At 42.8% G+C, this 14667-nt stretch carries 13 protein-coding genes; 8 read left to right on the forward strand and 5 right to left on the reverse strand.

The features are described 5' to 3' along the window. Window positions 1–6: 6 nt before the first annotated feature. Window positions 7–1887, reverse strand: coding sequence for a DNA topoisomerase IV subunit B (parE, locus tag CDG60_RS17490; protein WP_087511999.1), 1881 nt, complete (start codon window positions 1885–1887; stop codon window positions 7–9). A gap of 3 nt (window positions 1888–1890) precedes the next feature. Beyond that, window positions 1891–2487 carry a YqiA/YcfP family alpha/beta fold hydrolase gene (locus tag CDG60_RS17495; protein ID WP_087511998.1) on the reverse strand — a complete coding sequence of 199 codons (597 nt, stop codon included), beginning with the start codon at window positions 2485–2487 and terminating at the stop codon, window positions 1891–1893. A gap of 248 nt (window positions 2488–2735) precedes the next feature. Between CDG60_RS17495 and CDG60_RS17500 the strand changes: the two genes are divergently transcribed. Continuing rightward, the gene (locus CDG60_RS17500; protein WP_087511997.1) at window positions 2736–4067 is read left to right on the forward strand and encodes a PGAP1-like alpha/beta domain-containing protein; all 1332 of its coding nucleotides are present in this window, start codon (window positions 2736–2738) and stop codon (window positions 4065–4067) included. A 55-nt stretch (window positions 4068–4122) separates the two neighbouring features. Here the strand turns inward: CDG60_RS17500 and CDG60_RS17505 are convergent, their stop codons facing one another. Both CDG60_RS17505 and gshA read right to left on the reverse strand, forming a co-directional pair. Beyond that, window positions 4123–4620 carry a disulfide bond formation protein B gene (locus CDG60_RS17505; RefSeq protein ID WP_087511996.1) on the reverse strand — a complete coding sequence of 166 codons (498 nt, stop codon included), beginning with the start codon at window positions 4618–4620 and terminating at the stop codon, window positions 4123–4125. A gap of 32 nt (window positions 4621–4652) precedes the next feature. Next, entirely contained in the window at window positions 4653–6230 is a 1578-nt protein-coding gene (gene gshA / locus CDG60_RS17510) for a glutamate--cysteine ligase (protein WP_087511995.1), read from the reverse strand. A 210-nt stretch (window positions 6231–6440) separates the two neighbouring features. On the opposite strand from gshA, the gene CDG60_RS17515 reads away from it, so the two are divergent. Next, entirely contained in the window at window positions 6441–6980 is a 540-nt protein-coding gene (locus CDG60_RS17515; RefSeq protein ID WP_087511994.1) for a DUF924 family protein, read from the forward strand. 80 nt (window positions 6981–7060) lie between these two features. Here the strand turns inward: CDG60_RS17515 and CDG60_RS17520 are convergent, their stop codons facing one another. Next, a complete protein-coding gene (locus CDG60_RS17520; RefSeq protein WP_087511993.1) occupies window positions 7061–7588 on the reverse strand; it encodes a dihydrofolate reductase family protein in 528 nt (175 codons plus the stop codon). 253 nt (window positions 7589–7841) lie between these two features. Between CDG60_RS17520 and CDG60_RS17525 the strand changes: the two genes are divergently transcribed. From CDG60_RS17525 to CDG60_RS17560, 6 genes are all read left to right on the forward strand, one after another. Then, a complete protein-coding gene (locus tag CDG60_RS17525) occupies window positions 7842–8405 on the forward strand; it encodes a CC0125/CC1285 family lipoprotein (RefSeq protein ID WP_087511992.1) in 564 nt (187 codons plus the stop codon). An 18-nt stretch (window positions 8406–8423) separates the two neighbouring features. Further along, entirely contained in the window at window positions 8424–9743 is a 1320-nt protein-coding gene (locus CDG60_RS17530; RefSeq protein ID WP_087511991.1) for a DUF445 domain-containing protein, read from the forward strand. Window positions 9744–10351: 608 nt separating this feature from the next. After that, on the forward strand, window positions 10352–10984 hold the full coding sequence (locus tag CDG60_RS17535) for a hypothetical protein (RefSeq protein WP_160117079.1): 633 nt from the start codon (window positions 10352–10354) through the stop codon (window positions 10982–10984). A gap of 191 nt (window positions 10985–11175) precedes the next feature. Continuing rightward, entirely contained in the window at window positions 11176–12501 is a 1326-nt protein-coding gene (locus CDG60_RS17545; RefSeq protein ID WP_079393426.1) for an ISNCY family transposase, read from the forward strand. A gap of 280 nt (window positions 12502–12781) precedes the next feature. Beyond that, entirely contained in the window at window positions 12782–13777 is a 996-nt protein-coding gene (locus tag CDG60_RS17555; RefSeq protein ID WP_087513674.1) for an AraC family transcriptional regulator, read from the forward strand. Between the two features lie 101 nt (window positions 13778–13878). Beyond that, the gene (locus CDG60_RS17560) at window positions 13879–14505 is read left to right on the forward strand and encodes a sterol desaturase family protein (RefSeq protein ID WP_087513673.1); all 627 of its coding nucleotides are present in this window, start codon (window positions 13879–13881) and stop codon (window positions 14503–14505) included. The last annotated feature ends 162 nt before the right edge of the window (window positions 14506–14667 follow it).

Below are 14667 nucleotides of genomic sequence, written 5' to 3' on the forward strand. Positions count from 1 at the left end.
GCTTGATCACACACCTAGATCAGCTAAATTACCTTTCTGCTCCAGCCAGTCTTTACGATCGCCTGAACGTTTTTTGGCAAGTAATTTATCCAGTAAATTCGCAGTTAGCTGAGTATCATCCAGATCCAGCTGTACCAGACGGCGTGTATTCGGATCTAAAGTGGTTTCACGCAACTGACTTGCGTTCATCTCACCCAATCCCTTAAATCGGGTAATCTGTGGATTTTTCGTTTTAACTTTCTTTAAGATAGCCTCTAACTCTTGCTCATCCAACGCATAATGCACGTCTTTCGCATCATCAATACGGAACAGTGGTGGCATAGCCACATACAGATGCCCTGCATCCACCATTGCCGGGAAATGCTTGACGAATAAAGCACAAAGCAAGGTCGCGATATGCAAACCATCTGAGTCCGCATCGGCAAGGATACAGATTTTGCCATAACGCAGTTCAGACAAATCATCACTGCCTGGATCCACACCGATGGCAATCGCAATATTATGGACTTCCTGAGAAGCTAGAACTTCATCTGAAGACACTTCCCAGGTATTTAAAATTTTCCCACGAATCGGCATGATCGCCTGGAAATTTTTATCACGCGCCTGTTTTGCAGAACCGCCCGCAGAGTCACCTTCCACAATAAACAGTTCAGATTCTTCAAGGCTGTGCCCTACACAGTCTGACAATTTACCAGGTAAAGTTGGACCTGCAACGATTTTCTTACGTTCAACTTTTTTCGCAGCTTTTAAACGACGACCTGCTTTGGCAATCACCATTTCAGCAAGTTGCATTGCCACATCAGAGTTCTGGTTGAGCCATAAAGCAAACGCATCTTTGGCAATATTTAAAACGATACTGGATGCTTCACGACTGGAAAGACGTTCTTTGGTCTGACCTGAAAACTGGGGTTCCTGAAATTTTAAAGACAGAATGTAGTTCACACCATCCCAGACATCTTCTGCTGACAATTTCATGTTACGTGGCAACAAGTTACGCAGCTCACAGAACTCACGCATCGCATCAGTGACACCTGAACGCAAGCCATTCACATGCGTACCGCCTTGTGCAGTCGGGATCAGGTTAACGTAACTTTCCTGAATCTGTTCACCGCCTTCAACATTCCAACAGATCGCAAATTCAGCACTAGCACGTTCAGCTTCACCTGTGGCAACAAAAGCAGGCTCAGGTAAAATTTCACGATCTTCCAGTTCATCCATCAAATAGTCAACCAGACCATTTTCAAACTGCCATTCTATTTTTTCATCATTGATCTGATCGATATAAATAATCTGCAAGCCAGCAGCTAGTACCGCTTTGGCTTTTAAATTATGTTTTAAGGCTTTTAAAGCAAATTTTGGAGAGTCGAAATATTTAGCTTCTGGCCAGAAATGAACGGTCGTTCCTGAAGCACGCTTCGGCGCTTTACCTTCCAGGACTTCCAGTGGCGCAACAGCTTCACCATGTTCAAACGCCATTTTATACAGATTGCCCTGACGCTGAACCTCCACTTCAACGCGATCTGACAAGGCATTGACGACGGAAATCCCCACACCATGCAAACCACCTGAGAACTGATAGTTATCCGTGCTGAATTTACCGCCCGCATGCAGTTTAGTCAGAATAATTTCAATCCCGCTCTGCCCATATTCAGGGTGAATATCGACCGGCATACCACGACCATTGTCTTCAACAGATAAGGAGCCGTCTTTATAGACCGTGACGGTAATTTTACTGGCGTGTCCTGCAAGTGCCTCATCGACAGAGTTATCAATCACCTCCTGTGCAAGATGGTTCGGTCGTGAAGTATCGGTATACATCCCTGGGCGACGGCGCACAGGGTCCAGACCAGATAAAACTTCAAGTGATTGAGCCGTATATTGAGACACGTTTTAATGTTTCCTTAATTTTATGCAATCCGATAAAAACTGTAAGACCATCGGGATTTTATCTGCAAAATTTTCCATTGCATGGTTACCATGCATTTCTGTCATGATCAGTGACTGATGCTGCCCTGCACTATAATACAGTTCTGCTTCACGATAATCCAAAACTTCATCGCCCTGCTGCAACAGCACCAGCAGACTGTCTGCATACTGAACAGATGGTACTGCCATATGTTCAAGCTGATCCAGCTGGGCATGATCCAGTGACCATTGTGCAGTCACCTGATAAGGCAGCTGTGCTTCAGCAAACAGTGTTCTGAACAGCTGCCATGGTCGCATGGCAGGATTGATGAGTACAGCAGGCACACCATACTTTGCGACCAGCTGTGTCGCATAAAAGCCTCCCAGACTGCTTCCGATCAGTGCCGCCTGTTCCAAGTCCTGAATCAGCTGAGCCACTTTTTCCACTGCGTCCAGTGGCGGCATATTCAGATCAGGCAGATGCACCACCAGATCATCACGCTCATCTGCATAATGTTTCAGCTGTTGCCCTTTGATGGAATATGGACTACTGTTAAATCCATGTAAATAAATGACGTTCATCTGTTTTTATTGCAAATTTATCCAGTCTGTTTTAGATTTCAAAATGAGACATATATCACATTTGTGTTTTAATTTGTATGAGCTTAAGAATTGTCCGACAAAAAAATTAAAGCATGGGTGCATTCATCATGTATTTTAAAAGCTGTTCGGGATGAACAACATAAGATGAAAGCGTACAGATTTATACCTCGATCCTGATGAAAAATAAAGAGCAAGGTATAAAGACAATATAGGGGCAGAAAACAACTATGCCAAGTTTAACACCACTGCATGAAACTTACTGTAAATGGGACAGGACGCCACCCAGTCAGGCTGATGTACTTGAAGGACTGGCACAGCTGGTCAGTACACGTCTGACCGGTGTTGTACAGGATCTGATTCAGAGCATTCAGCGTGAAATGCTGCTCAGTATTTTTGGTCTGAGCAAACAGAAATCCTTAAAGTTTCAAAAAATTTCCTATGTCGACAAAATTTATCAGTTCGGATACAGCTCACTCCAGAATTATGGTAATTATTTTCTGGCTCCTGGTCTGCGGCAGATTATTGAAAAATTCCCTAATCTGCACGAGAAGCCCTTAACGCCCACCATGCATTTTCTGATTGGTGCTTTAAATGGGGTGCTGGGTGATTATCTGCTTGAACAGCAGAATCCGATGGCACTCCCAATGGCACTGTATGACCATTATGGTGCTGTGCAGCAAGGTGAGCTGACCGGTCGTGTCGTCGTGTTTGCTCATGGTCTGTGTATGAACCATCTGGACTGGAGCAACCGGAATTTCGGTGGTATCGGTGAAAAACTGCTGGCACAGCGTGATCACAACACCATGATTTATCTGAATTATAATTCAGGTCGCCGTATTTCAGCCAATGGACGCAGTCTGGCAAATACACTTGAAGATCTGATTCACCGTAACCCACGGATCACCAGTATTGATCTGATTGGGCACAGCATGGGAGGGTTGATCTCGCGCAGTGCCCTGTTCTATGGCAAGCAGAACATGTATGAATGGGTTCAGCTGGTGGAAAATCTGGTCTGTCTCGGATCACCGCATCATGGTGCGGTACTTGAACGCTTTGGCTTTGCACTGCAGGAAAAACTGGGACGCCTGCCTGTGGTGAAAATTATTGGTCATGTGGTCAACATCCGCAGTAACGGAATTCTGGATCTGCGTTTCGGCAGCGTCCGTGATGATGACTGGGAACACAATAATATCCGTATTGGGCTGATGGACGATAACCGTAAACCTGCACCATTACCGTCGCATATCAACACTTTCCTTGTGGCTGGAACCATTGAACATGAACATCGCAGGAACAGAACCCGAAAAGTGATCGGTGACTATCTGGTCAGTGTTAAAAGTGCTCTGGGTGAACATCCAAACCCACGCTTCCAGCTCAAACTGCCTGAGTCACATAAAGCAGTATTTTATGGTCTGAATCACTTTGAAATTCAGTATCACTCAAGCGTGGCTGAACAGGTCGCCAAATGGTTTTATCCGGTTCATGATATTGAGGCTGAAGAACAGATCCGTGAATATATTATTCACCTAAAAAGCCTTGAAGGTATTGCGCTGACTTAAGTGCAGTCCATAAAAAAAGCCAGCAGAACTGCTGGCTTTTTTTATTTTACTCTGTTCAGGCAGGATATTTTCTGAATAACTGCCACAGACTGATCAGCACCAGCACACTGAAAAACACCAGTGACCATACCGGTAAAGACTGCCCCAGGAAGGTCCAGTCCACCAGTGCACATTCACCCGATCCTGTCAGAACCTGCTCAAAAACAGATTTTAACGGCAAAGTATCCATCCAGTAATCCAGACCCGGTCCACAGCTTGGCACCTGATCCGGTGGCAGGTTCTGTAACCATACATGACGGGCTGCAACACCTGCTGCCCAGCCAATGGATGCCAGTCCAAGAAATGCATAAATGCGACGGAATGCACCTGTTTTAGGATTATGAATAAATGCAATCAGTGAGATCAGCCCCAGTCCAATCAGACCAACGCGCTGAAATACACACAGTGGGCATGGCGAAAGCCCCTGTCCGTGCTCCAGATACAAAGCAAATGCCATACCGACAATACTGGCAAGAACCAGCAGACCACTGACCAGGCGATAACTCTTCTGCATGGCGAAACCTCTTAATTTTTATCTGTTCCCTGCTATCTGAAATCAGCAAGATATTGTTCAAAACTGATGCTCTCATCCTGTTCAAGCTGCTGTTGCTGCTGAAGAGACTGTTGAGCGGCATGGTCAAAATAAGTCTGTACATCTGAAGACAGCGGATGAGATGCGTACACATCTGCATGCTGTTGTGCCATGAAACTGCCAAAGCTCCAGGTACCACCATGTTCAAGTGTATCTGAAATCACCTGTGCAGATAATGTTGCATCCACATCAGTGATACGGTTCTGCATGAGCACGAGCGCCTGACTGTACAACTCTGTGTCATAGGTCTGATTCAGCAGCTCAGCCAGTTCCTGCATGGCAGTGACATGTGTCTGCACCCATTCAACCAGTGCAGTTTCACCATCGGCAGCCAGTATTTTTGCATTCGGCGCACGGCCACGGTTCACCACTTCTGCATGATTCAGATCAAGTAAATCCTGCTCAGGCTCAAGCAGTTCAGGACTGTCTTTCAGCAGACAGTACAACGCAAGCACTTCCAGGAAAGCGGCAGTGGTTTCATCAATACCTACAGGGTTATACGGATTGACATCAACCGCACGTAATTCCACATAGCCAATACCACGGTTCGCAAGAGCCTGAGACGGTGTTTCACCTGCTTTAGGTACCTGCTTAGGACGCACCAGACTGTAGTATTCATTTTCAATCTGCAGCACATGGTCATTAATCTGTACAGGCTCACCCTGCGCATCATTCAGTCCCAGGTGTGTAAACGGTGGGTATGGTGTATGCACTGCCTTCTGCAGTTCTGCCACATAGCATTTTAAGTTGTTGTAATGGATGCCCAACTGCTTCTGTGCAGAGTTCTGATAACCGAAACTCCCCATACGCAGTGCGGTTGCATAAGGCAAATGCAGCGTCCCTTTCACCAGCGGCAGCAACTGATGCTCACGACCTGTCATAAAGCAACGGCACACCGAAGGACTGGAACCGATCAGATACACCACAAGCGGAGTCAGACGGATAAAGTTGCGCACCAGCCCTAGATAACGGTGACTGCGGTAATCCTGAAGATTCAGCGCCTTTAAAGCATCGTCAGATTCGTGTTGCTGCAACTGCTCAAATAAATGGTCCGGGAATGAAATATTATAATGAACACCTGAAATGGTCTGCATACGGCGACCATAACGCACGCCCAGTCCACGGCGGTACAGTGTTTTAAATTTTCCGATATTGGACGAACCATACTGTGCCAGACGGATATTTTCTTCATTATCATCCAGCATACATGGCATGGATAAAGGCCACAGCTTTTCCCCGTTTTCCAGCTGAGCATGAACAACCGCGTGAATATCGGCAAGAAAATTCAGTGCTTCAGGAATACTGGCTTTCGGTGGCGTAATAAACTCCATCAGTGCTTCAGAATAGTCTGTCGTGATGTGCGGATGTGTCAGTGCCGAACCTAATGTTGCGGGATGATCTGCCTGTGACAGAAAGCCATTACTCTGCATACGCAGGCTTTCACGCTCAATCCCCCGCAGCATCCCTTTCAACAGCGATGAATCCACCCAGGTTGGAAGTACAGCCAGAGCTTTTGGTGTGGGTTGACTCATTGCAATCTCGCTTTTTTCAGAATACGGCTAAATAAAATCATCAGTTTATATCAGTATACCGTGATTTTTTAATGTCATATGACATCCTGATTGCTTTCCAGGCAAAACAGATATTTAAATTTCCGCAATTTTTTATCACAAACTTACTGTATAAGACACTCAAAATTTGTGATTGTATTGCTGAATAAATGCTAATGAATTGTAAAACACATGAAATATCAGGAAATTCTGGACTTCTGGTTCAGCTCAGACACACAGCCTCTATGGTTTGCTAAGAGCACAGACTTCGATCAACTCATAGAAAAAAAGTTTAAAAATCTGTTATTGCAGGCACGTCAGGCAGAACTTTGGCAATGGCGCACCAGCGCAGAAGGCCGACTGGCTGAAATTATTGTGCTGGATCAGTTCTCACGCAATCTGTTCAGAGACAGTCCAGAATCCTTTGCTCAGGATGCACAGGCGCTGACGCTGGCTCAGGAGTGCATTCTGCTTGGGCAGGATGATCAGTTAAAACCGGAACAGCGCTCTTTTCTGTATATGCCCTTTATGCACAGCGAATCCCGCTTGATTCATGAACAGGCACTGCAACTGTTTGAAACACTGGGCAATCCGATCAATTTAGATTTTGAAAAGAAACACAAAGTGATTATTGACCGTTTTGGACGTTATCCACATCGCAATGCAATTTTAGGACGTGAATCAACTGCGGAAGAAATCGAATTTTTAAAACAGCCCAACAGCAGTTTCTGATCAGTAAAAGCTGTTGCAGACACCCTACGGTTTGCAGCAGCATCCTTCATCAATTGAACAATCTTATTTTTAAGCAGTCATTAAAAAATATAAGTTTTTTTAATGACCGTATTTTCAATCATTTCAGCCTGTATGGATTTCAACGGTTGAACATTCGACTTAAAGCCCGGAAACAGCGGAATACCATCACCAAGTAACACCGGCATCACAAAAACCTCCAGACTGTTCAGTAAATTGTGTTCAAGGAATGAATTCTGTAACTGCGTTCCTCCCACCACCCAGACATTTCCCTCAAAGTTCTGTCTGAGATGGTCGACCAACTCATGAACACCATGATTCCATATTGAAAGTGACGAATGGATTAAGTCCAGTGAAGAATCAGAAGTGACGATAAATCCTTTTTGATCTGGGTATGGCCATTCACCGCCAAAGGAACAGATCACCTCATAAGTTTTACGCCCCATAACGACGATATCAATCTCCTGAATAAAGTCGTTATAGCCACAGTCAATTGCCTGCCAGGGCGTCAAAAAGTCAACTGAGCCATCTTTTGTTGCAATATAACCATCTGCGCTTGTCGCAATATAACCTTTAATCTGAATACTCATTCAATTCATAATCAACCCTTTCATTTGCTTGGAGTATATCAAATCCCTGAAGTATTGATATTCACCCAGTCACCAGGACACTTTGATTCATCTGATCAACTCTGAAGTTATTTTTTGAATAAAAAGTGACGCTACAAATTTATAATGCCTGTCCATCGGGTAACAAAATTCTTCTTGAAATTCATGCTTAATCCATCAAATTCTGAGATGATCAACACCTGTTTTCCCTGTCCGGTTTTTTAAGGAGCTTAATATGAAAAAAGTCATAACCTGCCTGAGCCTGGCAGCTGCTCTGAGTCTGACAGGCTGTGCCACCACACCATCCAAACCACTGACTTTTGATCAGCTTGGGCAGTACAACACTGTTCCGCTGAATGCGCAGACCTATCGTGTCAGCTTTGTTGCACGTCCAAATTTCAGTTTTGGTACAGCAGAAGAAATTACCCTGGTGAAATCTGCTCAGACTGCGCTTCAGAACGGTTTTCAGTTTTTTAAAGTTATAGATGATCCGAGCAACCGTAACCAGCAGCCACCAAGACAGGCAGTGGTCTATCCAACCCCAATGTATCCCCCTTACGGGTATTATCGTCGTTATCCAGGTTTCTGGCCTGATCCGTTTTATGACATGCCACAGGTGGTCAATATTGACCCTGTTCAGGTGTCCTATACCATTGAATGCTATAAAACACAGAAAACTGCACCTGATGATGCTTTTGACGCCCGTCTGATTTTACAGTCCCTCGGTCAAAAATATGGCGTCAGTCCGACAGGACAGGTACTCCAGCCACAACCTGTTACTGTACTATCAGCTAAATAATCATTTTTAGGACAATGCATGAGCGGAATTGAACACAGTGAATCAGCCCATGAAGTTCCAGGTCTGGATCGCAGTAAACGCTTTGCAACCATTGCTTTAGTGGTTGCAGTGGTGGCCTGGTTTGCATTGATTGTTTCTGCAAAACTGCTGCCTGAATATGCCTGGTTTATTCATATCCTTATGCTCGGTGCTGAAGCCGGTGTGGTCGGTGGTTTAGCAGACTGGTACGCCATTACCGTTCTGTTCCGTAACCCTTTTGGAAAAATTCCAATTCCCCGTTTTTTAAAAGACCATACCGAAATTATTCCACGTAACAAAGCCCGTATCGCGGAGTCCATGGGACGCTTTGTCCAAGAAAATTTTTTATCCCCTCAGGTGGTTGAACGAAGTCTTAAAAACACAGATTTAAGTATGGCAGTCGGTCAATGGCTTGCCAACCCACAGAACAATGGTCAGGTCGTTGAAGTCATTCAGCAGACTGTTCCTAAAATTTTTGAATTTGTCGGTCAGGAACAGATTGGACAGTTTATTCAGAACAACTGTGTTCAATGGGTCAGAAATACTCACATGAATCAGCTGGCGAGCGAGATGCTGCGAGCTGTACTCGACAACGACTTCCATCAGGATGTGTTACAGCGTGGACTGGATGTTGCACATGAATGGATGATCAATCACCCAGAAAAAACCCGTGAACTGACTCAGACCATGTTCAAGGAACTGGGGGTGTCAAGGCTTGCCAAAGGTGCAAGCTGGATCGGGATTGATGTGGAACAGCGCACCATAGATTCTTTACTGGAAAAAGTGGAATCCATGCTGGCCGATGATGAACATCCTGTCCGCCAGAAAATTGAAGAAGCTGCTCATCAGTTGATGCTACAGCTGGCTGATAATAACAGCACCGCCAGTATCCGTCTGAATGAAACTAAAAATGCCCTGCTGGACAGTGAATCTGTACTGAATTTTATTTCAGGGGCTGTGGTTATTCTGTGTGATGCTGTAAAAAATGACCTGATGAAAGCTGACTCAGGGTTAGCCATGAATCTGCGGGTGGCTATTCAGCAGGTCGGTGAAAACCTGATTCAGAATCAGTCTGTACGTGATTTGCTGAATGACCGTATCAGCGGTATTGCGATCAACTTAAGTGATCAGTACAGTGAAAAAGTGATCCGTTTTATCAGTGAGCGGATTCATGAATGGGACTCCACTGAAATGATTGCCAAGATTGAAAATGAAGTCGGTGGTGACCTGCATATGATCCGTGTTAACGGTGTTGTGGTCGGTGCATTTATTGGCCTGACTTTGGGTGTGATTCGTGCAGTGATTGATTTTGCAATTTGACTGCTTAGTTGTCCTAAGCAGTTTTTGTGAAAATTTCCTGTTTTATAAGCGTGGAACGTGAAGAATCATTAAAAAAGCCGTTCCAGTGCGCTGCATACTGAAACGGCTTAGACTAAGATATTGATGCTTATAGTAAAATTCCAAGCATTTCGCATAAGGTGTATTATGTTAATTTTAGGAGATCTTTAAAAAATAGAGAGAGTTGATTTAATCAATAACTTAAAAATATTTCGCTTGAAAAAATTTAAATTACTTATAGAATGCTCGTAATCTCATTGTTATTCATAGTTTTGTATTTGGAAAGTGATCCACGTTAGGAAGCATCTACGTGGTGAAGCATCATACGATTGTATGCATGAACGTCCCTAAATTTCGGTGTTACCGAGTTTACGGTCAACTTTAGAAAATCAACTATGGAGATCAAAAATGATTAAGTTCACTATTGAATTTGAGATATCTTTTGTCGCTATTGCGACTGGTATTTTTTATATCATTTCATTATTTAGTTAATGAATAAAAGAGGGGGCGGGTAAGATTCTACTTGTATAAAAAGCTAGTAAAATAGTTTCCCTTTTAAATTATATATTTTACTTGTAGTTTTTATAAAAATGTCTATTACTGTTAATACAAAAAAATTACCATCATCTTTAATTTCAAAAAAAGTACATAGACTCAATGACTTACTAGAATATATTGTTATCTTAAATGGTATTGGGCACTCAATACAATTTTTAGCAACAAAAATAGATTTAACTGAAAGAAATGATATTTCAGATTCTATCAATGTATCTATAAACTTAATGGCAGGAATAACAATTCAATATTATAAAGCATTTAATCATACTGACAGAAAAAGCATAAATGAAAAAAAATCAAAGTATAAAACACTGTTAAGTAAAGATAAAATTTTTTCAAAAAATAAAAATATACTAACAATACATAATAAAATTAAAAAATTTCGTAATGAAACTTTTAGCCACATGGAAGATAACTATGAAATGAATTTAGCTTTTTTTAATATATCTGATCCGAATAACATATTTATGACATACAACCTAGATAATAGAAGATTTATTTCTGAATTTTTAACTAAAGATTTTTTAAATGATTTTTATAATTGTGCATTACATGTAAGAGCTGAATGTATTTCTGAGGCTAAGATATTAGTTGATAATATAAATAAAATTATAAAAGACAATCCAAATTTAAGAGAAGCGATTATTCAGCTTAAAAGTATTTAAAGTCTCTTATTCAAAACTCAGAAACTAGAAATTCCCTCTAAATTAGACTCCATTTAACATAATGGGGGTTATGCGAAATGCTTTTGTAAGCCCCAAGTAGAAATGTCCGGTTTCTCCAAAGTAAAAATGTCCGCTTTTAGAATATGCACTTTTGCAATTTTCTTAGCGGACGGTTTGATATGTTGGTGTCTATGTCGGATAAAGAACTTAAACGATTGTCGGTCTTGCAAGAAATCTGTGATCAACGCATAACCCAGTCCCAAGCTGCTCAGCTACTTCATATTTCAGAACGTCAGATCAGACGTTTATTGCAAAAATACAAAGCTCAAGGCCCAGCTGCATTAGCACATGCTGCACGTGGCCAAATCAGCAATTCCAGGCTTCCTGAAGAGCTCAGACTCAAGTGCCTCAATATTGTTTCGGATCAACTGCATGGTTTCGGACCCACTTTAGCGCATGAAAAGCTCACCACTGTTCATGGATTCGATATTTCAGTGGAAACACTGCGTTCCTGGATGATTGCAGCCGATCTGTGGATTCCTCGCGCCAAGCGCCTGAAACGCCCGTATCAGCCTCGTTATAACCGAGATTGTTATGGTGAACTGATTCAAATCGATGGCTCACACCATGACTGGTTTGAAGGACGCGCTGCTAAGTGCTGTCTGCTGGTATTTATCGATGATGCCACAGGAAAATTACAGCATTTACGTTTCTGTGAGTCGGAATCAGCATTTGACTATATGATTTCAACACGTTTGTATGTTGAGCAGCATGGTAAGCCGTTGGCGTTTTACAGTGATAAACATTCAGTCTTCAGGGTGAATCAAAGCAGCAAGAAAGACACCAAGATTACCCAGTTTGGACGCGTACTCAGTACCCTCAATATCGATATCATCTTCGCCAATTCACCACAAGCCAAAGGCCGTGTAGAACGGGCGAATAGAACGCTTCAGGACCGTCTGATTAAAGAAATGCGCCTGGAAGGCATCTATTCGATTGAGCAAGCGAATGCCTGGCTGCCCTGCTTTATCGAGCAATTTAATCGTAAATTTGCCAATATGGCCTTTAATCCCAAGGATCTACACCGGACTGTCACTGAAACAGCCGAAGAATTAGATGATGTTTTTACCTGGCGTGAACCCCGCAGAGTCACGAACAGCCTGACGATTACTTATGATAAATGCGTATATTTACTGGAAAATACCGAAGAAAATAAAAGGTTGATCGGCAAGTATCTTGAGTTTCTGGAATACCCGGATGGCACGGTAGCCATTGAACATCAAGGAAGAAAAATCAATTACAGCATCTTCGATAAATTAAGTCAGCTCAACCAGCGAGAGGTTGTTGAGAATAAACGTTTAGGTGCTGTTCTCAATCATATTCAACAACAGCACGAAGAATTAGAACAGCAAAACAAACGCAATCGTTCTCAAAAGATGCCGAGCAGACGTGCACAGAAAACAGTAATCAAAGAACGAAATCTGAATCCTGTGCTTGACTTGGAAGTGTCTGTATAGGACATTTCTATTTGGTTATTAGGTAGGACATTTCTACTTAGGAATAACAGCTTTTTACAAATCTTTATTTTCAGATGATTATAAATCTGCATTACCCATCCTGAAAAAATGACTCTCATTACCCAAAATTCAACCGATGCAAACCCTTTGCCTCTGTCACTGATTGAATGTTAGATTGAAAGATGAACGGGCTTTGCTCCATACAACAAAAAATATTCGTTTTATCCGCATCAGATACAGGTCTTAAGCCCTATAACAACATCAGGACTTTATTTTAAATATGTCGAAAGAATCTTCAGATGCCGGTATGTTTTTATGGATGGTCTATCAGACCATGCAAAAAATGGGGATGGATGTTGCGTCCATTTTTGCAAGTGTAAATTTACCCGACCAACCACCTGTAAAAACTGTCCGCCGTAACAACTCCACCCAGAACAGATTCTGGAGTGCTGCCGAAGAAATCAGCCAGAATCCGGATATTGGCTTGCATATTGGTGTCAATATGCCTGTTTTCCGTGGCCTGGTCATTGAATACCTGTTTTTAAGCAGTCCAAATTTTGGTGAGGGTTTAGCACGTTTTTTACGTTATCAGAAGATTCTGACCGATGTATTTGAGCTTTCTTTAACCGTGGAAGGAGACACTGCTGTTCTGTCTGGGCTTGAACATCCAGTCAGGCATTACCTGGAATGTGCCATTGGTATTATGCTCACATTTTTCAGATATATCAGCGACGGAGATTTTCAACCCAGTCAGATTTCACTGACCTATGCTTCCAGTGCCTCTCAAAAAACATATATGGATGCCTGGGATTGCCCTGTTCACTTCAGTGAAAGTAAAGGTGCAATTTTTTTCCCTGCTGCACTGTTGCAGAAAGCATCCCTGGCGGCCGAACCTGAACTGCTTAAAATTCATGAGGACCTAGCAGAACAGAAGCTTCATCAGCTGGAAAAATATCAGCTGGTCTATAAAATTGAGCGTCTGTTCAGCAGTGGTCTGCTGGAATCCCGACAGTTTGATCAAGCCCTGATTGCCCAGCATCTGAACTGCAGCCCACGTACCCTGCGAACAGATTTACAGACCATTGAGACCAGTTATGAGCATATTCTGAATCAGTACCGTGAACGTCTGGCTCGTAAACTTCTTGCTGAAACTCAGGAAACGATGGATCAGATTGTGTATCTCACCGGCTTTTCAGAGCATTCTGCATTTACACGTGCTTTTAAACGCTGGACAGGTGAAACACCGACCGCATACCGTCAGCGCAAACAAAGTTAAGGTTTTGACTGTAGTGACATGTTTTCAGCCTCCGTCAGGGTCAAAAGGTTCTGCGGGTTCACTCCTATAATTCACAGAACAGTGAATGGAGTATTTTCAGTATGCTTGGCTTCCCGATAGGTCTTTTTGTTGCAAATGGTATTGAGTGGTACGCCCATAAAGTCTGGTTGCATGAGTATCCTAGTAAGTACCGTAACAGCCCTTTTTTTACACATATTGCACATCACAAACGGGCGCGTTTAAATGCCTTTCATGATGAGGGCTATGCCGAGTCGATGTTTAAAAATGCAGAAATTTATAATGAAAAAACGGCACTGATCGGTCTGGCAGGTGCAGCAACCATTTTTTTACCCGTTGCGCCATTCTTTACTGCGGGTCTTTATTATTCAATTCATAATTACTGGAAAGTTCATGCCAGATCTCACTTAGACCCAGAGTATGCCAGAAAGCGTATTCCCTGGCATTATGATCACCACATGACCAGCAATCAGAATGCCAACTGGTGTGTAACCCGTCCATGGTTTGACTACATTATGGGAACCCGTGTAACCACAGATGCATCCGTAACCGAAACCAATCCTCTGGGCATGAAACTTCCAGGCTGGATTGAAAAACCACTGAACCGAACGTCCCGTCGTTTATTAAAAAAATCGTATCTGAAAATTAAACAGAATTCACAGCATGACCGTTCCAGTCTGGCAAAAGGCATTGAAGTGGAACTGGCTTAATCCATATATCCATTTACTCCCTGTTTTGTTATACAGCACAGGGAGTGTCATCACGAGGTTCAACGAATCTTCTAAAAAATGACACGGCGATATGCAGTCAGACCAGAATAATCAATCGTAAAAAATACCGCCCGTTCTGATTTTAAATCATCAGGTTTAAAA

This window comes from Acinetobacter chinensis, from assembly GCF_002165375.2.
In the GTDB taxonomy this organism is placed as follows: domain Bacteria; phylum Pseudomonadota; class Gammaproteobacteria; order Pseudomonadales; family Moraxellaceae; genus Acinetobacter; species Acinetobacter chinensis.

What these genes read in the sequence shown, in the direction of transcription:
- CDG60_RS17495 (WP_087511998.1), bottom strand. Translation starts at nt 2,487, where the DNA reads ATGAACGTCATTTATTTACATGGATTTAACAGTAGTCCATATTCCATC.
- CDG60_RS17500 (WP_087511997.1), top strand. Translation starts at nt 2,736, where the DNA reads ATGCCAAGTTTAACACCACTGCATGAAACTTACTGTAAATGGGACAGG.
- CDG60_RS17505 (WP_087511996.1), bottom strand. Translation starts at nt 4,620, where the DNA reads ATGCAGAAGAGTTATCGCCTGGTCAGTGGTCTGCTGGTTCTTGCCAGT.
- gshA (WP_087511995.1), bottom strand. Translation starts at nt 6,230, where the DNA reads ATGAGTCAACCCACACCAAAAGCTCTGGCTGTACTTCCAACCTGGGTG.
- CDG60_RS17515 (WP_087511994.1), top strand. Translation starts at nt 6,441, where the DNA reads ATGAAATATCAGGAAATTCTGGACTTCTGGTTCAGCTCAGACACACAG.
- CDG60_RS17520 (WP_087511993.1), bottom strand. Translation starts at nt 7,588, where the DNA reads ATGAGTATTCAGATTAAAGGTTATATTGCGACAAGCGCAGATGGTTAT.
- CDG60_RS17525 (WP_087511992.1), top strand. Translation starts at nt 7,842, where the DNA reads ATGAAAAAAGTCATAACCTGCCTGAGCCTGGCAGCTGCTCTGAGTCTG.
- CDG60_RS17530 (WP_087511991.1), top strand. Translation starts at nt 8,424, where the DNA reads ATGAGCGGAATTGAACACAGTGAATCAGCCCATGAAGTTCCAGGTCTG.
- CDG60_RS17535 (WP_160117079.1), top strand. Translation starts at nt 10,352, where the DNA reads ATGTCTATTACTGTTAATACAAAAAAATTACCATCATCTTTAATTTCA.
- CDG60_RS17545 (WP_079393426.1), top strand. Translation starts at nt 11,176, where the DNA reads ATGTCGGATAAAGAACTTAAACGATTGTCGGTCTTGCAAGAAATCTGT.
- CDG60_RS17555 (WP_087513674.1), top strand. Translation starts at nt 12,782, where the DNA reads ATGTCGAAAGAATCTTCAGATGCCGGTATGTTTTTATGGATGGTCTAT.
- CDG60_RS17560 (WP_087513673.1), top strand. Translation starts at nt 13,879, where the DNA reads ATGCTTGGCTTCCCGATAGGTCTTTTTGTTGCAAATGGTATTGAGTGG.